30 protein-coding genes are annotated in these 24,772 nt (G+C 61.9%); 21 read left to right on the forward strand and 9 right to left on the reverse strand.

Translation table 11 applies throughout. The annotated features are described in order from the left end of the window. Window positions 1–18: 18 nt before the first annotated feature. From H2509_RS00305 to H2509_RS00320, 4 genes are all read right to left on the reverse strand, one after another. The gene (locus tag H2509_RS00305) at window positions 19–1,377 is read right to left on the reverse strand and encodes a multicopper oxidase family protein (protein ID WP_182161236.1); all 1,359 of its coding nucleotides are present in this window, start codon (window positions 1,375–1,377) and stop codon (window positions 19–21) included. A gap of 13 nt (window positions 1,378–1,390) precedes the next feature. Then, window positions 1,391–2,863: a TolC family protein gene (locus H2509_RS00310; RefSeq protein WP_182161114.1), complete on the reverse strand. Its 1,473-nt coding sequence runs from the start codon at window positions 2,861–2,863 to the stop codon at window positions 1,391–1,393. Continuing rightward, window positions 2,860–3,090 (reverse strand): hypothetical protein, encoded by a 231-nt coding sequence (locus tag H2509_RS00315; protein WP_182161116.1) that lies wholly within the window; start codon window positions 3,088–3,090, stop codon window positions 2,860–2,862. The genes H2509_RS00310 and H2509_RS00315 overlap by 4 nt, the downstream gene beginning before the upstream one ends. Window positions 3,091–3,175: 85 nt before the next feature. Further along, window positions 3,176–3,580, reverse strand: a complete 405-nt coding sequence (locus H2509_RS00320; RefSeq protein WP_182161118.1) for a hypothetical protein — start codon at window positions 3,578–3,580, stop codon at window positions 3,176–3,178. A 1,289-nt stretch (window positions 3,581–4,869) separates the two neighbouring features. Between H2509_RS00320 and H2509_RS00325 the strand changes: the two genes are divergently transcribed. The 6 genes from H2509_RS00325 (at window position 4,870) to rlxS (ending at window position 9,653) form a co-directional block, all read left to right on the forward strand. Beyond that, window positions 4,870–5,208, forward strand: a complete 339-nt coding sequence (locus tag H2509_RS00325) for a DUF736 domain-containing protein (protein ID WP_182161120.1) — start codon at window positions 4,870–4,872, stop codon at window positions 5,206–5,208. Window positions 5,209–5,547: 339 nt separating this feature from the next. Then, window positions 5,548–5,760, forward strand: coding sequence for a hypothetical protein (locus H2509_RS00330; RefSeq protein ID WP_182161122.1), 213 nt, complete (start codon window positions 5,548–5,550; stop codon window positions 5,758–5,760). Between the two features lie 164 nt (window positions 5,761–5,924). Then, on the forward strand, window positions 5,925–6,164 hold the full coding sequence (locus H2509_RS00335) for a helix-turn-helix transcriptional regulator (RefSeq protein WP_085126727.1): 240 nt from the start codon (window positions 5,925–5,927) through the stop codon (window positions 6,162–6,164). Beyond that, window positions 6,161–6,664, forward strand: coding sequence for a conjugative transfer signal peptidase TraF (gene traF, locus H2509_RS00340; protein ID WP_182161124.1), 504 nt, complete (start codon window positions 6,161–6,163; stop codon window positions 6,662–6,664). The genes H2509_RS00335 and traF overlap by 4 nt, the downstream gene beginning before the upstream one ends. After that, on the forward strand, window positions 6,652–7,299 hold the full coding sequence (locus H2509_RS00345; protein WP_182161125.1) for a lytic transglycosylase domain-containing protein: 648 nt from the start codon (window positions 6,652–6,654) through the stop codon (window positions 7,297–7,299). The genes traF and H2509_RS00345 overlap by 13 nt, the downstream gene beginning before the upstream one ends. Before the next feature lie 365 nt (window positions 7,300–7,664). Continuing rightward, a complete protein-coding gene (rlxS, locus tag H2509_RS00350) occupies window positions 7,665–9,653 on the forward strand; it encodes a relaxase/mobilization nuclease RlxS (protein WP_328804933.1) in 1,989 nt (662 codons plus the stop codon). A gap of 638 nt (window positions 9,654–10,291) precedes the next feature. Here the strand turns inward: rlxS and H2509_RS00355 are convergent. Then, window positions 10,292–10,744: a YHS domain-containing protein gene (locus H2509_RS00355; protein WP_182161129.1), complete on the reverse strand. Its 453-nt coding sequence runs from the start codon at window positions 10,742–10,744 to the stop codon at window positions 10,292–10,294. A gap of 146 nt (window positions 10,745–10,890) precedes the next feature. Between H2509_RS00355 and cueR the strand changes: the two genes are divergently transcribed. The 14 genes from cueR to H2509_RS00425 all read left to right on the forward strand — a co-directional run bounded on the left by cueR (window position 10,891) and on the right by H2509_RS00425 (window position 20,574). After that, the gene (gene cueR, locus H2509_RS00360; protein ID WP_182161131.1) at window positions 10,891–11,364 is read left to right on the forward strand and encodes a Cu(I)-responsive transcriptional regulator; all 474 of its coding nucleotides are present in this window, start codon (window positions 10,891–10,893) and stop codon (window positions 11,362–11,364) included. Between the two features lie 492 nt (window positions 11,365–11,856). Then, complete coding sequence (locus tag H2509_RS00365; protein ID WP_182161133.1) at window positions 11,857–13,296, forward strand: multicopper oxidase family protein; 1,440 nt, start codon at window positions 11,857–11,859, stop codon at window positions 13,294–13,296. A 110-nt stretch (window positions 13,297–13,406) separates the two neighbouring features. Beyond that, complete coding sequence (locus tag H2509_RS00370; protein WP_209001706.1) at window positions 13,407–14,243, forward strand: WD40/YVTN/BNR-like repeat-containing protein; 837 nt, start codon at window positions 13,407–13,409, stop codon at window positions 14,241–14,243. Window positions 14,244–14,251: 8 nt separating this feature from the next. After that, window positions 14,252–14,737 carry a DUF411 domain-containing protein gene (locus tag H2509_RS00375; protein ID WP_235974568.1) on the forward strand — a complete coding sequence of 162 codons (486 nt, stop codon included), beginning with the start codon at window positions 14,252–14,254 and terminating at the stop codon, window positions 14,735–14,737. Window positions 14,738–14,976: 239 nt separating this feature from the next. Next, complete coding sequence (locus tag H2509_RS00380; protein WP_209001707.1) at window positions 14,977–15,495, forward strand: hypothetical protein; 519 nt, start codon at window positions 14,977–14,979, stop codon at window positions 15,493–15,495. Next, the gene (locus H2509_RS00385) at window positions 15,492–15,977 is read left to right on the forward strand and encodes a c-type cytochrome (RefSeq protein ID WP_182161137.1); all 486 of its coding nucleotides are present in this window, start codon (window positions 15,492–15,494) and stop codon (window positions 15,975–15,977) included. The genes H2509_RS00380 and H2509_RS00385 overlap by 4 nt, the downstream gene beginning before the upstream one ends. Then, window positions 15,974–16,546 carry a DsbE family thiol:disulfide interchange protein gene (locus H2509_RS00390; protein ID WP_182161139.1) on the forward strand — a complete coding sequence of 191 codons (573 nt, stop codon included), beginning with the start codon at window positions 15,974–15,976 and terminating at the stop codon, window positions 16,544–16,546. The genes H2509_RS00385 and H2509_RS00390 overlap by 4 nt, the downstream gene beginning before the upstream one ends. Then, complete coding sequence (locus H2509_RS00395; protein ID WP_182161141.1) at window positions 16,543–17,067, forward strand: TlpA family protein disulfide reductase; 525 nt, start codon at window positions 16,543–16,545, stop codon at window positions 17,065–17,067. The genes H2509_RS00390 and H2509_RS00395 overlap by 4 nt, the downstream gene beginning before the upstream one ends. A 306-nt stretch (window positions 17,068–17,373) precedes the next feature. After that, a complete protein-coding gene (locus H2509_RS00400) occupies window positions 17,374–17,646 on the forward strand; it encodes a hypothetical protein (protein ID WP_182161143.1) in 273 nt (90 codons plus the stop codon). A gap of 82 nt (window positions 17,647–17,728) precedes the next feature. Then, window positions 17,729–18,307, forward strand: a complete 579-nt coding sequence (locus tag H2509_RS00405) for an SCO family protein (protein ID WP_182161145.1) — start codon at window positions 17,729–17,731, stop codon at window positions 18,305–18,307. Between the two features lie 17 nt (window positions 18,308–18,324). Continuing rightward, window positions 18,325–18,762 (forward strand): copper chaperone PCu(A)C, encoded by a 438-nt coding sequence (locus H2509_RS00410; RefSeq protein ID WP_182161147.1) that lies wholly within the window; start codon window positions 18,325–18,327, stop codon window positions 18,760–18,762. A 2-nt stretch (window positions 18,763–18,764) separates the two neighbouring features. Continuing rightward, on the forward strand, window positions 18,765–19,325 hold the full coding sequence (locus H2509_RS00415) for a thioredoxin domain-containing protein (protein WP_182161149.1): 561 nt from the start codon (window positions 18,765–18,767) through the stop codon (window positions 19,323–19,325). A 20-nt stretch (window positions 19,326–19,345) separates the two neighbouring features. Then, window positions 19,346–19,846 (forward strand): hypothetical protein, encoded by a 501-nt coding sequence (locus H2509_RS00420; protein WP_182161151.1) that lies wholly within the window; start codon window positions 19,346–19,348, stop codon window positions 19,844–19,846. Continuing rightward, the gene (locus H2509_RS00425) at window positions 19,840–20,574 is read left to right on the forward strand and encodes a cytochrome c biogenesis CcdA family protein (RefSeq protein ID WP_182161153.1); all 735 of its coding nucleotides are present in this window, start codon (window positions 19,840–19,842) and stop codon (window positions 20,572–20,574) included. The genes H2509_RS00420 and H2509_RS00425 overlap by 7 nt, the downstream gene beginning before the upstream one ends. 443 nt (window positions 20,575–21,017) lie before the next feature. Here H2509_RS00425 and H2509_RS00430 read toward each other — a convergent pair whose 3' ends face one another. From H2509_RS00430 to H2509_RS00445, 4 genes are all read right to left on the reverse strand, one after another. Next, window positions 21,018–22,226, reverse strand: coding sequence for a ZIP family metal transporter (locus H2509_RS00430; RefSeq protein ID WP_209001708.1), 1,209 nt, complete (start codon window positions 22,224–22,226; stop codon window positions 21,018–21,020). Beyond that, window positions 22,223–23,365 (reverse strand): multicopper oxidase domain-containing protein, encoded by a 1,143-nt coding sequence (locus H2509_RS00435; protein WP_182161164.1) that lies wholly within the window; start codon window positions 23,363–23,365, stop codon window positions 22,223–22,225. Before H2509_RS00435 ends, H2509_RS00430 begins: the two co-directional genes overlap by 4 nt. 184 nt (window positions 23,366–23,549) lie before the next feature. Further along, window positions 23,550–23,876: a YnfA family protein gene (locus H2509_RS00440; RefSeq protein WP_182161166.1), complete on the reverse strand. Its 327-nt coding sequence runs from the start codon at window positions 23,874–23,876 to the stop codon at window positions 23,550–23,552. After that, on the reverse strand, window positions 23,876–24,289 hold the full coding sequence (locus H2509_RS00445) for a MerR family transcriptional regulator (protein WP_182161168.1): 414 nt from the start codon (window positions 24,287–24,289) through the stop codon (window positions 23,876–23,878). Before H2509_RS00445 ends, H2509_RS00440 begins: the two co-directional genes overlap by 1 nt. A 76-nt stretch (window positions 24,290–24,365) precedes the next feature. On the opposite strand from H2509_RS00445, the gene H2509_RS00450 reads away from it, so the two are divergent. After that, entirely contained in the window at window positions 24,366–24,764 is a 399-nt protein-coding gene (locus tag H2509_RS00450) for a mercuric transporter MerT family protein (protein ID WP_182161170.1), read from the forward strand. The last annotated feature ends 8 nt before the right edge of the window (window positions 24,765–24,772 follow it).

Raw genomic sequence — 24,772 nt, forward strand, 5'->3', positions numbered from 1 at the left:
GAGCATCAAGCGCTGGCATTAGCCGGCCGTGTTGTGAGATCCGGGCCTCGGGGTAATTTGGGTTTGAGCATCGGCGGCCTTTCGCGGTTCCGGCAATTCGCCGGTCCACTCGTAAGCCTGCGTTCCCGGTGGGTTCTGGTACCAGCCAGGATCCGAGTAATCGCCGGGGGTCAGGCCTTCGCGCACCTTGACGACCGAGAACATGCCGCCCATTTCGAGCGGGCCGTGCGGTCCCCATCCGGTCATCATCGGAATAGTATTGTCCGGCAATTCCATTTCCATGACGCCCATATCGGCCATTCCGGCAGTCCCCATTGGCATGTATTCCGGCTGAAGATTGCGGATTTTCTTCGTCAAATTGCGCTTGTCTGCGCCGACGAATGTGGGAACGTCATGCCCCATTGCGTTCATTGTGTGATGCGACTTGTGGCAGTGGATCGCCCAATCGCCTTCGTAGATTGCATCGAATTCAAAGGCCCGCATGGCGCCGACAGGAATATCGATCGACACTTCAGGCCATTGCGCTTCAGGCTTAACCCACCCTCCATCCGTGCAGGTCACGGCAAAATCGTAGCCGTGCATGTGGATGGGATGGTTGGTCATTGTCAGGTTGCCGACCCGGATCCGGGCCCGTTCGCCTTTGCCTATGGGGAGGGGGTCGATTCCGGGAAACACCCGGCTGTTCCATCCCCAAAGGCTGAAATCGAGCATCGTCATCACCTTCGGCACATACATGCCGGGGTCGATGTCGAAGGCGTTCAGCATGATCAGGAAGTCGCGATCGACCCGCCGGAAGTTCGGGTCCTTGGGATGGACGATGAACATGCCCATCATGCCCATCGCCATTTGCACCATTTCATCGGCGTGCGGGTGGTACATGAAGGTGCCGCTCTTCACGAGGTCGAACTCGTAAACGAAGGTCTTGCCGGTGGGGATGCCGGGATGGGAAAGGCCCGATACGCCGTCCATACCTGACGGCAAGATAAGCCCGTGCCAATGAACCGATGTGTGCTCAGGTAACTTGTTCGTCACGAATATGCGGATGCGGTCTCCTTCAACCGCCTCGATCGTCGGCCCGGGCGATTGACCATTGTAACCCCATAGGTAGGCGGTCATGCCCTCTGCGACTTCCCGCTCGACCGGTTCGGCGACCAGATGGAATTCCTTGACGCCGTTGTTCATCCGGAACGGCAGGGTCCAGCCGTTCAGCGTTACGACCGGGTTGTAGTCCGGACCGCTTTGCGGATGCAGCGGCGGCTGCGTTGCCGCCGTCTCCATGATTGCCGCTTCGGGAAGTCCGGCGTTTGCCGTTTTCGACCAGGCTGCCGTCGAGACCAGTGCAGCGCCGGCGCCCAGCAATTGACGTCTGTTGAACATGGCTTTCTCCTGTTTAGTGGCCGCCGCCGCTGCTGTCCGCGACTGCGATAGCCTCGCTGTCACCGCCGCCTGCTGCGCCGCGGCCGCCGAAAATCGCACCGGAAAGGTCAGCGTCCGCGAGCCAGAAATCGCGCTTGGCCCTGCCTGCCAGAAGCATGGCATTGGTCTTCGCCCGCGTATCGGCGAGGAGTTCGAACGTGTTGGTGAACATCGCGTTGTTCGTCAGCAGGCCTTCTTCTTCAATGCGTGTGCGCAGAGGCAGGACATTGGTTTGGTAATGGCGTGCGATGTCGTGGGTCGAGCGGTAGGCGGTATAGGCCGACCGCGCTTCGGAGCGGATATTGACCGCCCTTTCCGCCAGCAGGTTGGCTGCCCGCATATACGCCAGTTCCGCCTTGCGAAGCCGGGCTTTACCGCTGTCGAAGACCGGAATGACGAATTCCAGCTCGAATTGAGGCGTCGTACTGGTTGAGGTTTCTCCATCGTCCCTCTCTCGCTCCACTTCGAGGCCGCCGATCAGTTCCAGGTCGGTGACGTATCGCGTCGCCTCGGTGAACCTGTAACTCTTGGACATCGCTTCGAGCTCAAGCCGGGCAATCTGAAGGTCGACACGGTTCTTCAAGGCTTCCGCCTCCACCGCGTCCTTTACGGCGAGCCTTCCCGGCAGGGCCGGCAGTTGGTCAGGAACGAAGAAGTCGACTTCGTCGCCCCAAAGTCCCATCAGGCGGGCTAATTCTTCCTTCGCAAGCCTTGCGGCAAGGCGCGCCTCGGCCTTCTGGCCGGTCAACTCGGCATAGAAGACATGCTCGCGCGCCTGGCCCGCTTTCGGCAGCGCTCCCGTTTCACCGAGTTTTTCGGCGAGTTCCGATGCGGCGTCGGCCGCGACCTGCGCCTGGTTGAGAACCTGGACCGCTTCGAAGCCGGAAACCGCGTCGATCCAGGCTTTGCGGGTGGCACCTGCGAGACGAAGCGTTTCTTCTGCCGCCCTCAATTGCGCTTGCCTGAAGCGGGTATCCGCCAGATCGACGCGATCCTTGCGGGTTGCCAGCGATAGGATATTGGCGGCCACCGTCCCCTCAATGCTGCGGAACGCATCCAGGCCTGGAGCACCGATGCCGAATGTGCCGATCGAAACGCGCGGGTTTTCCGGCAGGAGCTGCTGCCAGACATCCGCAGCCGACATGCCAAGGTCGGCGTAGGCCGCCTGCAGACCTCGGTTGTTGAGAAGCGCAACCTGGATCGCCGTGTCAGCCGAGACGGTTTTCTTGTGCACCAGGCCATGCACCTGTTTCTTGAGCGATTCCGCGTGCTCCTGGTTCTGAATCCAGACGGAAGATCTGCCTGTTGCTTTGCGGGTAGTTTCGGCCACGGTGGAGAAGCCGGCGCCCGGCTCCGAATATTCCGAGATCTGCGCGGTACTGGCGCAGGCCCCGGCAAGCAGCGACAGCAGGGAGACGGCGCCCATTTGGCGCGCGATACGCCTCATGAATCACCTCCCGCTCCAGGAGCCTGCTCGTCGTTGAGTTGACGCCAGGGTTTGGGGTCGATTGGTACTCTGTGAGTGTATTCGCCGATGGCGGAGATGTCTGCGCTGCGCAGCAAGCCGATTTGGGCGTCGGCCGGCGATTGAAGTGGCAGCACGTTTTGCGGCTGCGATGCCGTACATGCGCCAAGGCCTGCCGGCAGCAGCACTGCCAGGATCAGATTTTTCACGAAATTCACCTGAAAATGAACATTGCCAGTCGCAGGGGGCAATTACGTCCCCCGCGGTCGAGATGGTCAGCGCGCTTCAGCGCGATCAGGCAATGGGTGGCTCGTAAAGGCGACCTACAGGCTGCGCCGCCAAGCCTTCGAGGAAGAGATCGTACATATCGCGACCCGGGCTTCCATCAGTCAAATCCGCTGCCACCGCGAGGTCCGCGACAAAACATAGCCCGTAGCAGCACGTGTCATCACGGGCCGTGTCATGATCATGCGCTGCTTGGTCTTCATCGCACTGCGCCTGACTAAGTGAGTGCGAGCCGGTATGAGACCTGCCGTCAACCTCAGTATCCATCCAAACGAGGGCGGCATCAGCCGCCCCTTGGATTTCCGCTGGCGATACTGCGGCAAGATGCGGCTGGGAAAGGGACGGCAGGACGAGCAGGACGGCGATCATCACCATCCGCATTAGCCCACCGAGCGTCCCAATCTTCGCCAACATCGAATCCTTTTCTCACGATTCGCTTAATCCGAGTAGGCGAGATGTATTGTCGCGCCATTTAGAGATCAAGCCCAATCTCGGAGCACTCAACGCGTGCGACCTGTACAGGCCGCCGAAATGACGCGTGAAGGACCAATTAATCTCCTGAGCCAATGGTTTTTTCTAAGCTTTGGCTGATCCGGAGCGGAGCTGAATTTTGCGTGATCGCTGTGGCAAGTGGGCACCGCTGAAAGGGCTGTGCCCGGTTCAAGTCAGGTCCCGCTGCTCGGATAGGCGGCGACGACAAGTGTCTCGGAAAACTTATCCGGTTGCTTTTCGGACAAAATCTTTGCGATTGGTCATTCAAACCTTTTCGAAACGGTCTCTCAAGCGTACAACGGTCTGGCGTAAGTTTTCAGCTAGCGAAAAAGTCAAATTTCTGAGGCATATTCGCCCCACCTTTACGCCCACGGGCTGATACGCAGCAACGCTTTATGGAATAGACTGACTACATCCTAGATAATGCGAATCTCTCATACTGGGAATGATGTGAGTGCCCGCGCCAGGGATACTCCGCGCCTGCTTCGCAGGTGGCGGCGATAGTTTAACACAGTGACGCTTCTGAAGTCTTGTTGAAGGCAGTGCGCTGCAATTCGGCGGTTTCCACCTGTGCTCAAGCTGGCGGTGCGTTCGGGGCGGAGATGGGACGCAGCTACACTGACCTGGACAAGCTCGCCACTCATGGCGCCGGGCGCGGCCGACGCGAGTCTCGCCGATCGGACGATACCAGTATGGAGCTACATGGCGGGCGCCCAGTACATGCTTTCAGGACACTCGAAGCCTGATTGTTTGGCGAGTTTCCTTTCGTTGTAACCCCGGCCAAGCCGTCGTCGGATGCGGTAAACTCGGTGGCGGGAAAGGCAACGGCGCTCCTTCGCCGGCTGTTCATCAAGGCAGTCACCATCCCTGCATGTCTCTCATCGCGTAAATCCCGCGGCGGTCCGTTCAACCCGCCGTCCGAGAAAATTTCCCCTGCCGCGAAAAGTGCTCCGCTGACGCTGCGCCCCCGGCGGCCCGTGGCCGCCTATTCTTCGAATAGCGCGCAAGGCGCGCCGGGGTGACGGCAATGCCGTCAACTTTTCCCGGCATTCCTCGCGCCCGCTTCGCTCCAAATTTTCCCTCCCGGCGGGTCCTCCACTTCGTTCCGGCCCTCCGCTTACGCTGCGGGTGATCCGGCCCGCCTATGCGGTCTTTCCGCTGGAGCCATCGCAGGGATGGTCCCTGCGACGAACAGCGAAAGGATTATCACCATGGCCATCACCCTCGGCACGTTCTCCAAGCAGAACGACGGCAGCTTCACCGGGACCCTCAAGACCCTCAACGTCACCGCCAGCCTCATCGTCGTCCCCGTCGACAAGATGTCCGAAAACGCCCCCGACTATCGCGTCTATGCCGGCAACGGCCAGCGCTACGAGGTCGGCGCCGGCTGGAGCCAGGTCGCCAAGTCGAGCGGCGAGACCTACCTGAACCTCAAGATCGCCGCGCCGGAATTCGGCCCCAACTGGGTACGCGCCCGCCTCGTCAAGCTGGAGACGCCGATGGAGGACCGCACCTCCCACCTCGCCCTGTGGGAGCCGCGCGAGCGCTGATCCCGCCCATTCCCGAAGACCCCGCCGGAGCGCATCCGGCGGGGCTTATCTTCATGCATTCCGCCGCGCCCGACCGCCGCAATCCAATCGGTGTCGGCGCTGGTCGCGCCGACGGGCTTTCCGTCTCGATCTTCCCATTCTGCCATCCGGCGCAACGAGCCTGTAAAGGATCGGTGCTGCGCACCCCTCCAAAATACTCCGTTCCGCTGGCGCTTCACTCCGCATTTTGGCTCCTCCCGCGCCCGCTTCGCGGCGGCTTCGCCGTCCTTGACAGGCTCTATCCGGATGACCGGGGACCCCGTTCTCGACGGGAGAACGGCTCAATCATAGGAGGTTCCCATGTCCATCCAGATCAATTTCGGCCACGACATCCGCGTTGAGTATCGCGGCCATTTCTACGCCGAGGACGAGCTGCGCGAGAGCATCTGGCTCGTCAACATGGAGCTGCGCAATGGCCTGCCGACGCGCGAGCGCATCGAGGCCAAGCGGCAGATCACGGAGATGGAAGCGGCGCTGACAGCGCTGCTGAACACAGCGGAGGCGGGGCATTGAGCCCCGCTTTTCGCGGCGTTTTCGAGCCAGACGCCGGTCTCTCGTCCATTCATTGCGAGGGGGGATCGTTTTCGGCACCCCCCGCTTTTCGATCCTGAGCAAGCGCGCTCCCCGCCGACATCCTTCGCCCATTCGCGTCGAACTTCGCCGAAAGGAGCTAAAGGATGATCGATCACACATCGAGGGCGGCCGAGGCCCGCAAAGGCTCGCCGTTCCTCTCGACGCGGGAGGCCGCATTCTATCTCGGCCTCTCCTTCCGCACCCTCGAAAAGATGCGCCTGACGGGCAACGGCCCGCGTTTCCGCAAGCATGGCCGCTTTGTCCGCTACCACATTGCTGACCTCGATGCCTGGTCGGAAGGACGACGGCATTCCTCCACATCTGATGAGGGAGAACGCGGATGAAAAGGCCCGCTTTCCTTCCTCTCGCCGCAACGCTTGCAGGCATCGTGCTCGTCGGCTTCTCCGCCATCGCGCTCCCCCAGCCGCGCCTTGTCTGGAACGCCTCCGCCAGTGCGCCGATCGGTCTTTATCGCGTCGTCTCCGGCACGCCGGAACGCGGCAACTTCGTCCTCGTCCGCCTCCCGAAATCCATCGAAAAGCTGGCCGCCATCCGCCGCTATCTGCCCGCCGGCGTGCCGCTCATCAAGCGCATTGCCGCCGTCGCCGGGGATGATGTTTGCGCCTTCGACGGGGCCATCATCGTCAATGGCGAAATCGTTGCCCGCCAGCTCAAGGTGGATCGGGCAGGACGTTCCCTGCCGCGCTGGAATGAATGCCGGGAACTTGTCCAGGGCGAATTCTTCCTCTTGGGCGAAGCTCCGGACTCCTTCGACAGCCGCTATTTCGGGCCGGTGACGAGCGCCCGCGTGATCGGGAGGCTCGCGCCGCTATGGATCGACTGAGCCCCCTTATTTTCGCGGCCGCCACCATCATTTCACCGGCCTATGCAGCGCCGCTCGACCAGTTTCAGGCGCATATCAAAGAGGCGTCACAGCGTTTCGGCATCCCCGCCAGATGGATCGAGGCGGTCATCATGGCCGAGAGCAACGGCGATGTGTGCGCCGTCTCACCCAAGGGCGCCATGGGCCTGATGCAGCTCATGCCGGAGACCTGGGTCGAGTTGCGCGATCAGCATGACCTCGGCGCCGATCCCTTCGATCCGCGCGCGAACATCCTCGCCGGAACCGCCTATCTCAAGGCCATGCAGGACCGTTTCGGCTATCCGGCGCTCTTCGCCGCCTACAACGCCGGACCGGGCCGCTACGAGGACCATCTGCGGACCGGAAAGCCGTTTCCCACCGAGACCCGCGCCTATGTCGCGCGCATCGCAGAGACGCTCGCGGACGCGGGCGGATTCGCTTCGGACGGAATGAATTTACCGCCGACCGACACGCGGAATCCCGATCAAATCGCCTCCGGGCATCGGCTCTTTTTCTCTCTCTCGAAGACGAAAAACGAGGCCGCAGGCGACGACAAATCGTTGCTGAGCGGAGCGCTTTTCGTGCCGCTTTCGACGCGAAAACCGGATGAAAAATGAGGCGAGAAATGCGTCGCCAGAGTTCGCTTCCGGTGCGCTTCTCGCTCCTTCCTTCGCCCGGCGGCGCGGCTTCGCCGCTGCCGGGCTTTCTCGCCATCAGTCGATGTGATCGCGGATGATCGTGGATGGTCGCAGGCAGGCTCAGGGAAGCCGCGTAAGGCAAGATGAAGCTCCGGCACCATCTGCGGTGTCGCGCATCGTAAGCCTTTGTCTGCACATCGGTTTTTCCGTGGGCGGATGGTGCCATGCACCTCCGCCGTGGTGCCATGGGGGGCGCAATGCCCCGGATTTCCTGGGGGCGATTGGCACCAATTTCCAGAGGCTCGTTTCGCGCCCATTTTATAGGGATTGATGAGGAGCGGACCGTGTTCGACGACGACGATTTCAAACCCAAACTCGGCAAGATCCGCTCGCGCGGCTCGAAGGGCGGACGCAAATTCCTGCATCAGGTTTTGGCTGCATCGAACCTCGCACGCGGCGGGGCGGGCGGCACACGTAAGTCCCGCTTCACTGGCAGCCGTATCGGGCGCGGCGCCGGCGTGGGACGTGTGCTTGTCAATCGCGACCGTTACGCCGCCTTCCGCCAGCGCCGCGTCATCATCAAGTCCCGCATCGTCAAGCTGGCCGGGAAGGGGATGGCCAAGGGACTGGAAGGCGCGCGGGCGCATCTGCGCTATATCCAGCGCGACGGCGTGACCCGCGAGGGGGAGCCGGGCGAGCTTTACGGCGCCGAGCAGGACCAGGCGGACGGCAAGGCCTTCCTGGAACGCTCGGAGGGCGACCGCCATCAGTTCCGCTTCATCGTCTCGGCCGAGGACGGCGCGGAATACGACGACCTCAAGCCGCTCACCCGTCGCCTGATGACCCGCATGGAGGAAGATCTCGGTACCAAGCTCGATTGGGTGGCGGTCGATCATTACAACACCGGCCATCCGCACACGCATATCCTGCTGCGCGGCCACGACGAGCGCGGCAAGGATCTCATCATCGCCCGCGATTACATCACCACCGGCATGCGCGAGCGCGCAGCCGAGATCGTCAGCCTGGATTTCGGGCCGCGGTCGGATTTCGAGATCGAGGGCCGGCTGCGCCGCGAGGTCGAGCAGGAGCGTCTGACCAGGATTGATCGCCGCCTCGTCCGCGACATGGACGAGGCGGGTCTCGTCGCCGCGACCGACCGCGACGCCTTCCAGCAGAGCCTGTGCGTGGGCCGGCTGCAGAAGCTGAGGCGGCTCGGCTTAGCCGTGGAACTTCGCCCCGGCCAGTGGCGGCTGGAAGTGGGGCTGGAGGATACGCTCCGCCGCATGGGCGAGCGCGGCGACATCATCAAGACCATGCATCGCGAAATGGCCGGAAGAAGCATCGCCCGCAGCCCCGGCGACTACGCGATCCTCGTCCTAGGAGACCCGACCACGAACCCCGTCACCGGGCGCGTGGTGGCGCGCGGGCTGTCCGACGAACTCAAGGACCGGCATTACCTCATTGTCGACGGGGTGGATGGGCGGACCCATTACGTCGACATCGGCAGGGGCGAGGCGACCGAGCCGACACCGGACGGCAACATTGTCCGTGTGACGCCGAAGACCATCGAGCCTCGGCGAGTAGACCGAACCGTCGCCGAGGTCGCCGCCGCCAACGACGGGCGCTACACCATCGACCTGCACCTCAAGCATGATCCCCGCGCCACCGAGGGATACGCCGAGACCCACGTGCGGCGGCTCGAGGCCATCCGCCGCGCCACCGGCGGCGTTGCCCGCGAGCCTGACGGTACCTGGATCATCGCGCCCGACCATCTCGACCGGGTGATGGAATATGAGCGGAGCCTTGCTCGCACAGCGCCGGTCATCGTGGAGAAGCTTTCCCATCTCACTCTCGACCAGCAGGTGGGCACCGACGGCGCCACCTGGCTCGACCGCGAGCTCCTCTCGGATCATCCCGAGCCCAGCCGAGACTCCGGTTTCGGCCGTGAGCTGCACGAGGCGCAGGCGCGCCGTCGGCAATGGCTGATCGCCGAGGGCCTCGCTCACGAGGAACGGGATCGGATCGTCTATCGCGCCAACATGCTGGCGACCCTGCGTCGGCGCGAGCTTGCTCGTGTTGCCGGTCAGCTCTCCAACCAGCTCGGGCTTTCCTACGTCGAGACTCGCTCAGGCGAGCCGGTGGAAGGGACGCTCCGCCGCTCCGTCGAACTCGCCAGCGGCAAATACGCCCTTGTCGAGAACAGCCGTGAATTCACCCTCGTCCCCTGGAGGCCCGTCCTCGAACGCCACATCGGCAAGCAGGTCTCCGGCATCATGCGCGGCGACGGCATCACCTGGAGCATAGGAAAGCAGAGGGGATTGGGGATTTCGTGAGAATCTTTCAACCTGACCATTCCATCAATGATGCCTTGATGTTTTCTAGAATCGTTGCTGACATCGGAGCTCCGCCAGCATGAATCCAAATCCCATTTGGGTAGATTTGGTTCGCAGAAGTCCTTATGGAATATGGTCATGGCGCGCAGCACGCCACGTGCTCCTTGTCAGCGTTATTGGCGACAACACCAATGCCGACACGACGAGCCGGCCTGTTTGTGTGTCATGCTCGTGCAATCATCATGCCCGCAGTAATGATTGCGATATTGGCATTATTGCTACCACCACCGGACTCGGCGCATTGGTCGGCACGCCGCAGTAGGTTTAGCGCAGATTGTAGTTGTCACGACCCTGGTGCTGGCGAGGATGATCGTCATTGTACCCATGGTTATGAATGAGTGATCATTGTCCTAGCTTCCTTTGGTGTAGAGCAATGCGGCGCCGCCCGCGTGTACCCACTTGTGCGTGTGTTTGCCGTTGTAATAGTGGTTCGGGGCGCCCAGCGATGTCGGCGTCAACTGATAGGGAAGACAACTATTTCCGCCTCGGGCTCCGTCTTCTGCACCGTGTGGTTATGGCGAAGGGCGCCTAACAGTGCTTTGTGCCGTGGGCGGACGGTTCGCGCACCAGCAATGTCTTCATTTGCGGAGGATGCGGCGGCGCTCCTCAAGTTCCTTCTTGCAAATCTCGCCCCAGGCGAAGCGATCCTCGATAATTTCCAGACGTGCTCGCGCAGGTGGCGGACAATGCGGCGGCAATGGCGGAACCCTTGTCCACCCCACACGAACCAAATTTATACGCTGCTCCATAATTGCGTTGAATCCGGTCAGGTCGCCTAGGCCGACATCGCCGCTCATGGCCAGTATGAGTACCGGCCCGGTTAGGATCGTGCCGGCGGGCATTGGCTCGGACGTCGGCTTGCCCTTCAGGTATGCTTCCGGCTCGGCCTCGAACTTCTCCTCGCAGCATTCCGAACAGAAATAGTGCTTCTCGCCGACGTGCTGGTGTAGGAAGCGGGCCGTAGCGCGCCTGACCGTCATTCCGCAGACGGGATCCTCGAACATTTTGGTGGCGTCACCGACAGTTTCCATGTTCCTGCCTCAGACTGGCCACTCCTAGAAAATGGCGATTCCAGTCACTAGGAGGTCAAGAAATGAAATTTCTTGCTCTCGCGGCTTGACCTTCCAGTGGATGGAATCTCTATCTTGAACTCGATCGCACATAAGTTGTGCACTCGATGAACATTGGCGACGTCTCCGAATGCTGTGGCCTGCCGGCCAAGACGATTCGGTACTATGAGGATATCGGTCTCGTGCAGCCCGCGCGCCGCGAGAACGGCTATCGTGAATTCGCGCGCCGCGATCTTCACAAGCTGGCGTTTCTCGGTCGAGCTCGTTCGCTTGGCTTCAGCATCAAGGAATGCCGGTCCTTGCTGTCGCTCTACGAGGATCGCAAGAGGTCCAGTTCCGACGTTAAGGCAATCGCGCGGACACATCTGGACCGTATCGATCGGAAGATCGAGGAGCTGCAGGCGCTGAGTGCGACGCTACGTGACCTCGTCGAACGCTGCCAGGGAGACGACCGCCCCGAATGCCCGATCATGGACGATCTGGCCCGGCCCGCCCCCAACGAGCACCCCGCACCGCTGATGTCACGCGCCTCTTCGAAATGTGACAACGCATCGCTGGAAAATCGTTCGGCGCGAATGTAACCTGATCTAATGACGTTCTTCGCACGCCTTTTCTGCATTTTCGCGCTTGCGGCATTCGCCGCAGGTGCGGTTGCGCATTCGGTGGGCTCGGTGGCCATGGCCTTCGCGATCATCGCTTCTGATGCCGACATGCCGGCCATGGACGACTGCGACGCTTGCGGCGACCCGCAAACGGGTCTCAATGATATCGTCTGCGGTTTCGTGTGCAACGCCACGGGAGCGGCTGCAATTCCGACCCCTTCGGTAGGTTCGGTTCCGGCACTCACCTCGTGCGCGCATGCGCGTCTGGAGGAGCGGAGGTCGCACGGCATTGCCTCTCCGCCGGCCAAACAGCCACCTCGATCCTACCTCTGATCTGACACCCGGCGTCTGATCGCGTTCGGTGTGTCGCCTCGTGTCGACAGGGCGCATCGGCTCTGGCGCGCGGGTCAATCGAGTCGTTGCCGCAATTCTGCTTCGGCCGCGCTCCACAAGATCAGAGAGTGTCTATCCATGTCGACTGATTTCAGGCTCACCATATCGCGCCGCTCGTTTCTCACTGCGTCGCTGGCAGGCTTCGCGGCGACCGCCGTGCGAAAGCCGGCCTTGGCCACACAGCAGACCCGCAGATTCACCTTGCGCGCCGCCCCAGGCCGCACGCGGCTGGTGCCCGAACCCCATCCCGAAACCTTGGTGTGGTGCTACAACCGCCGGGTTCCCGGTCCCGAGATTCGGGTGCGGCAGGGCGATCGGCTCCGTATCGAAGTCACCAACACGCTGGCCGAGGAGACCACGGTCCACTGGCATGGCGTCCGCCTGCCGAACGCGATGGACGGGGTTCCGCATCTGACACAGAACCCGATTGCGCCCGGTGAAACCTTCACCTACGAGTTCGATGCGATCGATGCAGGCACCTTCTGGTACCATCCGCACCAGCGCAGTTTCGAGCAGGTCGCGAGAGGACTCTACGGGCCACTTGTTATCGAGGAAGCCAACGCTCCGAACGTCGACCGGGATGTTACCTGGGTACTCGACGATTGGCGGCTGGATTCGGATGCCGCGGTGTCGGACGACTTCGGCGCGGCCATGGATGCAAGCCACGCAGGCCGACTGGGAAACACCGTCACGATCAACGGGCGTGTACCCGAGACTTTCACGGTGAGGTCCGGGGAACGCATTCGGCTGCGGCTAATAAACGCCGCCAATGCACGCATCTTTGCGCTCGACTTCGGCGACCATACGCCGCGCGTCATCGCGCTCGACGGCCAGCCGGTCACACCCCACGCACCTGCAGGAGGGCTCGCCGTGCTTGGACCAGCAATGCGGGCCGACCTCATCCTCGATTTCTCCGCAGAGCCCAGCTCTCGGCTCCAGCTGGTTGACCGGGCCTATCGTGGAAATGAATACCGCGTCCTCGACATCGTCTATGGCGATACCCCTTTACGCGACGCGCTTCCCGACCGGGATATTGCGCTGCCGGCCAATCCCCTTCCCGAGCCGGATCCCGCGTCCGCCCGCCGCCACGACGTCTTGTTCACCGGTGGCATGATGGGCGCAATGGTCGAGCGTCAGATGGACCTCGATGCGTTTGGGGACGCGATGCGGGGCCTACGCCACGAAGGACGCGGTATCTGGTTCGTCAACGGGAAGGCGGCTGAGGGGCACGCGCTCGATCCCTTTCTGACCTTGGAGTCTGGCGCGAGCCATGTTCTTCAGATGACGAACGCAACGGCGTTCCATCATCCGATTCACCTGCACGGCTACTCGTTTCGCGTCATCAGCCGCGACGGGAAGCCGACCAAACACCGCGAATGGCAGGACACGGTGCTAATGGCCCCTCGCGAGCGCGTCGAGATCGCGTTCGTCGCCGACAATCCGGGCGACTGGATGTTCCACTGTCACATTCTCGAGCACCAGGCGGCCGGGATGATGGGCGTGATCCGTGTCGCATGAGCGAAGGAGTGCTCGAGATGAAATCGAGTAATGAAATCCGACCGACAAGACGCGTTTTTCTGACGTCAGTGGCGGCTGCCGGCGCTATCTCGTTTCTGCCAAGGGTCGGATTGGCATCGCAAAACGAAGCCACAAGCAAGACACTGGCTTTCGATGGCGACAACCTCCTTTCCGCAGGCCGCGGGTTGGCCGTCAGCGGCGATGACGGGCGCAGCTGGATCGAGCTCGCGTCACCCGGGCGCATCCTGGCACTTGCCACACATCGCGACCAGCCCGGGCTCGTCGTTGCCGGGTTAGCCGAGGGTGGCGTCGCGCGTTCCAGGGACGGAGGCAAGACCTGGCAATCAGGACGCGGCGGGCTTCCTGCTGGCGAGGTCGGCGCGATCGCAAGTGCCGCCCGCAATCCTGACTTGCTCTACGCCGCGATCCGCGGCGACGGGCTCTGGAAGAGCGAGGATGCGGGCAAGAATTGGTCGCTCGCGATGGACCGCCCATGGCTCAACGAGGCGGAGCGCGATCCGCTGACTCTTGTCTCGGTTGATCTCGAAACCGGAATGGGCGGCATCTGGATCTATGCCGGCACCGATGTTGGCCTGACGAGGGTACCCGATTGTTTCTGCCGCTGGCAGGAGGTGCTGCCGGGAAACGCAATGGATGCACTCGTCACAGGTTCCGCGTCGCCACCGGAAGCCCCGCTGCCGCTTGGAGAACCCGTCCTGTCGCTGGCAAGTGCCCCTTCAGCGCCGGAACGGCTCTTTGCCGCGCTGCCCTCGGGCATCTGGGCGTCGGAGGATGGCGGGGTTGTCTGGCGACGCATGATCGAGGGGACCGCCTCGGTTGTCGCGGTTCATCCGGGAGACGAACAGCACATCGCCGCCGTCATCGGCAGCACCTTGAATCTCAGCCGCGATGGTGGCGCAACCTGGCACGCGCGAGCGGCCGGATAATGGAGAGAATGATGCAAAGAAGAACCGTATTGGGTCTCATTGGCGGTGCCGCGGTTGGAGCGACGGCCCTGACGACGCTGACATGGGCGCAGAGCTCTAAAGACACGACGCCCGCGCCGGGCGGCCCTGCGAAGCAGATCACGATATGGCGAGATCCGGGCTGCGGATGCTGCGACGCCTATGCCGACTACCTCGAAGAGAACGGCTTCGCCGTAACCCGCATCGATGACCCCAACTTCGACAAGCGCTCCATCGAGGTCGGAGTGCCCGAGCAAGGGCTCGGCTGCCACCTCGCCGAGATCGAGGGCTACTATGTCAGCGGTCTCGTGCCCGCCGATATTATTGAACGGCTGGTGCACGAACGGCCCGAGATCACGGGCATCACCCTGCCGGGCATGCCTGCGAACGCCCCGGGCATGGCGCGAGTAAAAACCGGCACGCTCAAGACCTATGCCTTCGGAGAGGGCGGCATCACCGTCTATTCCGATGAATGAGTGCATGGGGGAAATGATGGGCAGCCCCATGATGCTGCTGATGATGGGCGGGGTTGGTTTGCTGTTCGTGCTCCTCGTGGCCGTCCTGATCCTAAGCCTCTTCGCGTTGGCGAAGTTTGTTCGGAGTTAGGCGTAACCGAGAAAGAAGCCAGAAGCCAAGAAGCGGGTGATGGCGCCCTCCGTGCGCTCAAATGGCGCATGGATGGCACATCCAGCAAAGCATCCAAGGAACCACCACGATGACTGACGAAATAGGATCCAGCATTTCCGCCGAGATCCGCAGCACTTTCGCCGAATTTCTCACAATCAAAGGATTGTGGACGATGGCGCTCGCCGGCGCCTGCGCCACCGTTGCCTTCGATTTCTTCGGCCAGAGCCTCAGCCCGATGCTCGGATTTGCCAATCTTGCGCCGGTGCCTCTCGCCAACAACGTAATCCAGGTGCTGTTCGGCGCAGCATATCGACCGGGCGCCGAGTTCCTGCACTACTTCGCGGGCATGGTGGCCTATCCCCTCGGCTGGATACTACTCGGCCGCCCTATCGCGCGGGCGGTGATACCCAGCCTTGGTTGGGTCATCCCGGCGGCGATTTACGGTGTGCTGCTTTGGATCTTCGCACTCTATGTCATGGCCCATCTCGTGGCGGGAAATCCGCCGTTCCTCGCGTTCACCGGGATCACCTGGGTCGCGCTGATCGGCCATGTCCTCTTCGCCCTGATCGCGGCATGGGCCGTCGACTGGCGGGAGAACAGCAAATGAAACCTCGCTTTCTCCTTCTTGCCTGCGCGGGCATAACCGCCGCGATCGCGGTCGCCGCGCTCGCCCAAGCGGGCGGTCCGACGGCCAAGGCCGAAGGCGTCACCTTTCTCGGGGAACCCCTCACGCCGGAACAGATCGGACTCGGGCGGGAACTCTACGCCGCCAACTGCGCCTCCTGCCACGGGAGCAAGCTCGAGGGCCAGCCCGACTGGCAGAGGCGCCTGCCGAACGGCCGGATGCCGGCGCCACCGCATAACGAAACCGGGCATACCTGGCACCACGCGGACCGCCAGCTCTTCACCATTACGCAGCGCGGCGTCAGTGCGGTCGTACCGGGCTACGAAAGCGACATGCCGGCCTTCGAGGGCGTGCTGAGCGATGCCGAGATCGCGGCCGTGCTCGCCTACATCAAGAGCACCTGGCCGGAACGTCAGCGCGAGTTCCAGGCAAAAGTCTCGGCAAGAGACGGAGGGCGATCATGAGGGCAGATATTTCCCGCAGTCCTACAAAACTGTCCTGGTTCGCCTTGGCGCCCCTGGTTTTCTTCGCCCTGATCGGCGGGCTGTTGTACTGGGGACTTTTCAACAGGACCGACCGCCTGCCTTCGCCGCTCATCGGCAAGCCGGCACCGCAATTTCATCTGCCACCGATCGAAGGCCGGACGGATGGGCTCTCCACTGCGGATCTGATTGGACAGGTCTCGATCGTCAACGTCTGGGCTTCCTGGTGCGTACCTTGCCGGGTCGAGATGCCGCTCCTCAATGAATTGGCGGAAAGTAACGAAGTGACGATCTTCGGAATCAACTACAAGGATAATGCGAAAGAAGCGCTCGCCTTTCTCGAAGAGCTTGGCGATCCATACACCAAGGTCGGCGCGGACCGGACCGGCCGCGTCGCTATTGAATGGGGCGTCTACGGCCTTCCGGAGACCTTCGTCATCGATGCCGAAGGCCGCATTGCCTACAAGCATATCGGCCCCTTCAACCGCCACTCGCTGGAAGCGGATATCCTTCCGCTCGTTCAGCGCCTGCAGGCGGGAGGCGGCACATGAACCGGCGATCGTTCATGGCGGGGCTGGCGGCGTCCACCCTGGCCGGACCGGCATTGGCCCGGCCTTTGATCCCTCTTCACGACACGCCGCGCGAATTGCTGCCGCCGCCTTTCCTTGATGGCGAGGGCCGCGAGGTCACGCTGGAGGACTTCCGCGGCCGTGTCGTGCTGCTGAATATCTGGGCGACCTGGTGCGTGCCATGCCGCGAGGAAATGCCGACGCTCGATGCGTTGCAGGCACGGCTCGGCGGCGAGGATTTTCATGTGCTGCCGCTTTCCATCGACCGGGCAGGCATATCGGTCGTCCGTCGCTTCTACAACGAGATCGGCATTCGCCACCTCGGCATGTATTTGGCCGATAGCAGGCGCGCGATGTTCGCTCTTGGTGCATTCGGCCTGCCGACGACGATCCTGATCGATCGGGAAGGGAAGGAACGCGGCCGTCTGGTCGGGCCAGCGCAGTGGGACAGCCCCGAAGTCATAACCCAGATGCAGATACTCATCGACGAAAGGAGAAACTGAACGATGTCGGAAGCAACAAACTCACAAGCGGCGGATCGGGCCGGCTCGCGACGGCTGCCGTTTGGCCGCCGGGGAATGATCCTCTGCGCGATGACCGTGATTGGCGCCGGAATGGCCCTCAATTGGGGTTGGCTGACGGCAATTGGCCTGGCGCCCTTGATCTTGGCGGCCGCTCCATGCGCGGTCATGTGCGGGCTGGGCCTTTGTATGATGGGTGGATCCAAATCCTGCAACACCACGACGGGTCCGATGGTTCCACCGAGCCAATCGAAGGACTGAATGCAAACAAATCAAAAGGAACGGAAAATGAAGCGTCTCAGGACACTTAGCGCCGCCGCAATCGTGGCGACCACTGTCGCTACCGTCGCAGTTGCACAGGACAGCGACGGGGCGTTCGGACCGATAAAGGATGGCAACTCCGGCATCTCGGGAGAAATGATGGGCGGCAATATGTCGGGAATGCGAGGCATGATGCTGATGATGCAGCAGATGGGGCCGATGATGGAAGCCTGCGCCGAGATGATGCAGGCAATGACCGGCAGCGTCCAACAGTCGCCCTCGGCCGTCGAAAAGGGTTGAGACAAGACGCCGTTGGCGAATGCTTGCGGCGCCATAGGCATGGAGATCCCTCGTGCGTTTCGCTCGACTGACTTTATGGAGCATGGCATTTCTGGCGCTGGCCGGTTTCGCGCTCGTGACCGGGCTTAACTTATACCTCGGAGGGGAAGAGTCGGGAGTTCGGTATTCGGGGGAGGCCGACGTTCGATCGGAGTTCACTCTGACCGATCATACCGGCCGGCAGGTTACGCAGGCCGACTACTCCGATCGCTGGCAACTGGTGTTCTTCGGCTTCACCCATTGCCCGGATGTCTGCCCTACCACGCTCGCCTACATGGCGAGCGTTCTGGATCGGCTCGGCGGTAATGCGGACCGGGTGGCGCCGATTTTCATTACGGTCGATCCGGCCAGAGATACGGTGCCGGTCATGGCGGAGTACGTGTCGGCATTCCACCCGCGCCTAATCGGCTTGACTGGCTCCGAGGCACAAACCGCCGAAGCCGCACGGAACTTCCGAACGTGGTTCGAGCGTTCCGATGACGCCTCGGCCCCGGACGGATATTTCATGGCACATGCGGGGCATATCTACCTCATGCGTCCGGACGGTGCGTTCGAGGCCGTTTATCAGGAGGGCGGCCAATCGTCGGAAGCATTGGCGGAAGAAATTCGCAAAAAAATATAGAGGACGAAGCAAGCAGGATGAGAACTTACATACTTTTGGCGGCGATGGCGTTTTGGCCGATTTCGGCGCAGGCCGACGTCACGGTCCGTGACGGCTGGGCGCGGGCGAGCGTTCTCGAGTCGCGCCCAACCGCAGCCTACCTCACTCTCGCGAGCGATCGGGAGGATCAATTGATAGGGATTGCGTCACCGGTAGCTGGGCACGTCACCATTCACGCCGTTAAGGCCGATGCTTCCGGTGTCAGCCGAATGGTCGAGATCGACGCGTTGAACATGTTTCCAGGCAAAACCGTCACGCTGGCGCCAGGCGGGATGCACTTCATGCTGTTGGACCTGTCGCAGAAACTTGAAAAGGGCACCACTCTGCCCTTGTCGCTGACATTCGCATCGGGCGCGACGATGCAGATTTCCGTCCCGGTGCTCGGGCCGGGCGCCAGCGGGCCACAGGGAGACTAGGCATGAAGCACATTCTTGCGCTCATGGCCTTTCTTGCGGCTGTTCCAGCCTACGCAAATCATCCTGGAGAGCGCTTGGACGAAGTGATGGCGCAGAAGGAACCTTCCTTCGAGGCGGTCGATGTGGATGAAATTCCTGCGCTGAACCTGCGGGACCCGCACGGGGCGCCGGTTAATCTGGAAAGCTTTTCGGATCAGGTTATCGTCCTCAGTTTCGCTCCGTCCGATTGCGGGATGCCCTGCGTCAATCAGCAGGCGCTTCTGTCAGAGGTGATAGACGACGTGAATGCGTCGCCGATGGTGAACCTGGTGACCTTCGTAGTGGTGAGCGACGCAGACAATCCGGTGCCGGCGCACTCCGCTAAAAACGTGGTCGTCGCACGTCCGCAGGAACCGATCGAAACCGTCGTCCAGCGGTTTCGCGCGCTATCGCCGGATGGGCCGGAGGACCCGCTCGTCCATGTGATTGCGCGCGGAGGTCGCCACGGAGGCATCTTCCATGGCGCCGCCTTCCGTCACATCAACATGCTCCTCTACGTCAACGGCCTGACGAACGAGCACTGAATCAAGGCAAAGCTTAGGGCATGACGACAAAAGCAAATTCCTACCAAGTCCCAGACCTCGGCTGGCTCCCGGTCATCCGCCGCTATATGGCTTATTCAGCCGCAGGTCACCTGATCTGGGAGACCGCCCATATTCCCCTCTACACCATCTGGGTCGATGGCAGCTGGGGCGAGATCGCCTTCGCCATCGTGCACTGTACCGGCGGGGATTTGCTGATCGCCATGAGTACGTTGCTTCTCTCCCTCTTTCTCGTCGGCAGACAGGCCTGGCCCGCTGCGCACGCGGGGCAGGTCCTCCTTCTCGCCATCGCTTTTGGCGTGTCCTACACGGTATTCAGCGAATGGCTGAACATCGTCGTCCGGGCTGCCTGGGCCTATCGCGACATCATGCCAGTGGTTCCCGTTCTCGATGCCGGGCTGACGCCCCTGATGCAATGGGTGATCGTTCCGACGCTGGCCTATCTGACTGCCGCCCGATATCGGCTGCGCGGGATCTTCAACCCCGAGTACCGCCAATGGTAGACGTCTCGCTTTTCAGCCTCACCGCAGCGCTCCTAGCCGGCGCGATTTCATTCGTGTCTCCCTGCGTGCTGCCGCTGGTGCCAGGTTACGTCTCCTATGTCGCCGGGCGCACTGCCGCTCAGGGCGTCACCGCCTCGGCACCTGCGTCTCGCGCCGTATGGTTGAGCTTCTGGTTCGTCCTGGGCTTCTCGACGATCTTCATGGCGCTCGGCGCCTCGGCGTCGGCCCTGGGTCAGGCTTTACTGCGTTGGCGCTACGAACTGAACCTTGTCGGAGGCGCGATCGTCGTCCTGTTCGGGCTCTTTATGATTGGTGCCGCACGATTGTCGGTCATGGAACGCGACCTTCGCTTCCATGTTAACATTCCCGGCGGCCAGCCCGTTGCCTCGTATGTTCTCGGCCTTGCGTTTGGTTTCGGTTGGACACCCTGCATCGGTCCGATCCTTGGCGCGATCCTCACCGCCAGCGCAGCCAGCACGACGATAGGCGAAGGCGTCGTGCTGCTCGCCGTCTATTCGGCCGGGCTCGGGATTCCATTTCTGATTGTCGCGGGCTTCACCGATAGGATCGCCGGCAGATTGAAGTCTATTGGGCGGTTCGGTCGATGGCTTCACCAGGCGGCGGGCGTCGTCATGATCCTGATGGGGCTGGCGATGATGACGGGACAGCTAAGTGCCTTCTCCTACTGGATGCTCGACGCCTTTCCATTTCTCGGACGGATTGGCTGAAAGTCGCAGCTGACCAACCCTGTCGCAGCCTTTCCGTCCCGGATGAAATCTCCGATGGCTAAATGCGTTCAGAGTGGCGAGCACGGTCGCGCCGGTATTTGTGAGAATGGCGATCCAGGCTCTTTGATTCCAAGGAACGTCGTCATCTGAAATGCCGTTTCGACGACAAGTCCGATCTGCTTGTTCCTAGCGCCATTCGTCATGGCCGCTTGGGCAGGCAGAGGCGTTCCGGCCACGTCGGTCATCCGGTGGTGCAAGGTCACTGTCCTGATAGTCTCGAGAGCGACGCCCAACATCGTTTCCACGGCCACGCCGATGCAGACGGGGGCGAGCGTAGGCGCGTCACCAGTGCCGGGGCCAACCTGCATGGCTCGGCCCATGATCGTCATTTCGAGGAGGCTGGCCGTTGAGTGAGCCGGGTGCATTCCAGCTCGAAGGCTCGATCAGATTTTTACCAGCATCGCCGTTGCGTACATGAACGCCACGCCGAAGGCCAAGCCCGAAAGGACTGGCCAGGAGGAGAGTGCAACAACACCGCGTCCGTCGGCCTTCATCAGGTAGGACGTGACTTCGACTACCACCTGCAGGATCGCGCCTGCCCCGATCGCCAACGCCAGTGCCGACCATTGGGGCGCATAGGCAAGGCTGCCGATCCAGAGCCCAAGAACTGCCGGGCCGCCGGCAAGCAGCGCCAGCGCAGCAAACACCCATAGCGCCGGCCGCACTTTGAGAATCGGGGCGGCGATGCCGATCCCCTCGGTGATGTTGTGGATGGTGAAGCCGAGCACCAGGAAGGTGCCGAGCCCGGCCGCTCCCGACGCGAAGGCCGCGCCGATGGCAAGGCCCTCGCCGAGATTGTGCAGGCCGATGCCCAATGCGATGAGCGTCGCAAGCGTCAGCCCGGATGGCGTTCCCCCGCGGCGACCGGCCGCCATGAGCATGAGGAAGGCAGCGCACGCCGCCAGAACGACCATGACCCGCCCCTGGAAAATGGCGGCGGCTTCACCCGCAAGCTCGAATGCCTCCCCTCCGGCGTCGATCATAAGGAACACCAGCAAGCCCACCGTCATCGCGAGAAGGAAATTCATGCCGCCGCGGCCGATGCCGCGCAGCGCTGGATAGAACATCAATCCGATGGCGACCGGCACGATGCCGACGAAGGCACCCAGAAGCATCTGGCTCCAGAACGTAGCGACATTCGCGACCGGGGTCGGCACGGCAACGGCGATCTCGTGCACGAAAGTGGCGCCGGTATTGGTGACGATTTGCACCGCATGCGCCTCGCCGAGAACCCATGGATAGGACAAGCGAATCCATGCGGTGTCGCCACGCCGGAGGGGGGCGGCGGGTTCCTGCACAAACTGCCAATAGGCGCCGTCAACCTGCACTTGAGCAATCGTCATCGGCTCCGATCCGCCGGCGCGGACGAGAAGATCGACGCGGCCTTCGGACAGGATGGTGCGCTCGAATGTCAAATTCTCTATCGGCGGCGCGCCGTTGTCGAAGCGGCTCAACGGGTTGGCTGTAACGAGCCAGGCTACGGCAAGGACCAGCACGGCGAGCGGCAGAAGCAGCCAGATGAGGGCAGCGCGTGACCCCACCTGCTCGACCGGAACCGAACCTGCTTTGGGAACGGGGCGGGTTTCGTTCATGCCACGGCATCCTTGACGTCGAAAAAGCTCATCCAGCCGAGTTCGGCAAATTCCGACTGATGGGCATGGAACATGTAGAGGCCCGGTTCGTGCTCGTTGAAAGAGAATTCGAGAATGCCGCGTTGCGCCTGGCATTGGGTGATCGTGTCTACGGTCCGTAGCGTCGGTGTCAGATTTGTCCCGTGGTCGTAATAGTCGAAGAAATTGCCGTGCAGGTGGAACGAATTGATCGGATCGAACTCGACGGCGTTGACGAGATAAATGCGCACGGGCCTGTCACGCCGAACAGGAATTGGCCGTTTCATGTAGGTATGGGCCACGGTGTTGACCGCATAGACCTCGTTTTCGTCGTCGAAATTGGTGTCGAAGGCGTTCATCACCATGGCGAATTCCTGCCACTCGTCGTTTTCCGGCGTGCCGAGGAGACGCGAGCGGGCGACATGCGCCTGATCCGGGCGCCGCTCGGGATCGGGATCGACCACGAACAACCCGTAAAGACCTTTGTGGATGTGCCGTTTCAAGGGCAGCGCATGGCAATGGTAGAAATGGCAGCCGAACGGTTTGGCGTCGAACTCGTAGACGAACTCTTCGCCTGGATCGATCACGCCTGCGCCTGGGACGCCGTCCATGCGCGCCGAATGGATGCCGTGGAAGTGGATCGAATGAGGGTGAGAGCCGAAATTGCGGAAGACGATCCTCAACCGCTCTCCTTCGGTCGCCCTGAGCGCCGGGCCAGGAACGCGGCCGTTGTAGGTCCAGGCCGGGAACATTACGCCGGGCGCGATCTCGATTTCCTTGTCGATGGCGTCAATCTTGAAGGTGCGCAGAACGCGTCCGTCGGGGAGGCGGGAAACCGTTCCCGTGTCCCACTCGGTCAGCATTTTCAACGTGTCGAAGCCGTTCCTCGCCTCGTCGACATCGCCGACTGTCATCATCGCGCCGTGGCTGGAGCCATGACTGGATTGATGGCTTGAACCGGCTATTCCTTGATGCGGCTTGCCGCCAGCATATCCAGGTTGAGCGACCTCTTGTGCACTGCCTACCGCGGCGACGGCGGACCCACCCGCGGCCGCAAGGCCCGCTCCCAGAACCATACGCCGGCTCAATCGTGTTCGCAGCCAATCGGAAATCTCGAACATTCAACGTTCCTGCAATTGAGAATTATTTGCAACTTAGCAGGAGCTGTAATTCGAAGCAAGAGCTGCATTTTCTGGTGTGGCACACCGCCACCCGCGCATCGGGCGGGGCATCGACCGTCAAGGCTTAAGTTGTCGCGGCGTGGCTGCCGCGTGTCCGCAGCCTCGAGACGGCCATCCGGGGATGTCAGCTCGGTCGCGGACTCCAAACGATGATCGCTGCACCAAGGAGACATACGATGGCGCCTGTCACGTCCCAGCGGTCGGGTCTTTGGGATTCCGCTACCCAAAGCCACAAGAGCGACGCCCCGATGTAGATGCCGCCGTAGGTCGCATAGGCGCGGCCGGCAAAATCGCTGTCGATGCGCGTCAGCAACCAGGCAAAGAGAGTAAGGCTGGCCGTGCCCGGCACGAGCCAGAGTGGCGAGCGGTCCAGACGCAGCCAGGCCCAGAAGGCGAAACAGCCGGCAATTTCCGCCAGTGCCGCGCCGACATAGATTGCGAGCGTTGCCATCACGATGCCAGCGCCTCCAGCACCGGGCATTCCGGCACGTCCTCGCCGGAGCATTGCGCGGCGGTCGCCGCCAATACTTTCTCGATGCGTTTGAGATCGGCGATCTTGGCGCGGACATCGGCGAGGTGCTGCTCGGTTTGTTCCTTCACTTCGGCGCATGTCTGCGTGCCGCCATCGACAAGGTCGAGCAGGCAGCGGATCTGCTCGATGGAAAAGCCGAGTTCGCGGGCGCGCAGGATGAAGCGTAGCCGGGAGACGTGGGTGTCGTCATAGACGCGATAGCCGGACGCCGTGCGCGGCGGGTCGGGCATCATGCCGGTCTTCTCGTAATAACGGATGGTTTCGAGATTGCAGCCCGTGCGCCTCGCCAATTCGGCGCGCTGCAATCGCTTCCCGGAAACGTGATTGGCCATGGCTCGATTTTCTCCTTGAGTCTGTAGTTGCTACAGACCCTAGCTTGCCTTGGACTGAAATTCGAGGGCGAACCGTATGAGCGAGACAAAAATCGAAATCGTTGCGTTAAATGCGCCGACGCAGCTGGCAGATCGGAAGAAGGGATGGTTTGCCGCCGGTGGTGTCATCGGCGCGATTCTGGCTTCAACCTGCTGCATCGCGCCGCTTGCACTGTTGATGCTCGGCGTATCGGGCGCGTGGATCGGCAACCTCACCGCGCTCGAGCCCTACAAGCCGATCCTTGCCGGCGTGGCGCTGGTCTTCATCGGCCTTGGGTTCCGGCAGGTCTATTTCAAGGCCCAGCCGGTCTGCGAGGACGGGTCCTACTGCGCCCGTCCCGAGTCCGCCCTGATTACCAAATCGGCCCTTTGGCTTTCAACGGTGCTGGTCGTCCTGGCGTTGACGATCGACAGCTGGGCACCGTTTTTCTACTAGGAGAACTG

It is taken from the genome of Stappia albiluteola, assembly GCF_014050225.1.
In the GTDB taxonomy this organism is placed as follows: Bacteria; Pseudomonadota; Alphaproteobacteria; order Rhizobiales; family Stappiaceae; genus Hongsoonwoonella; species Hongsoonwoonella albiluteola.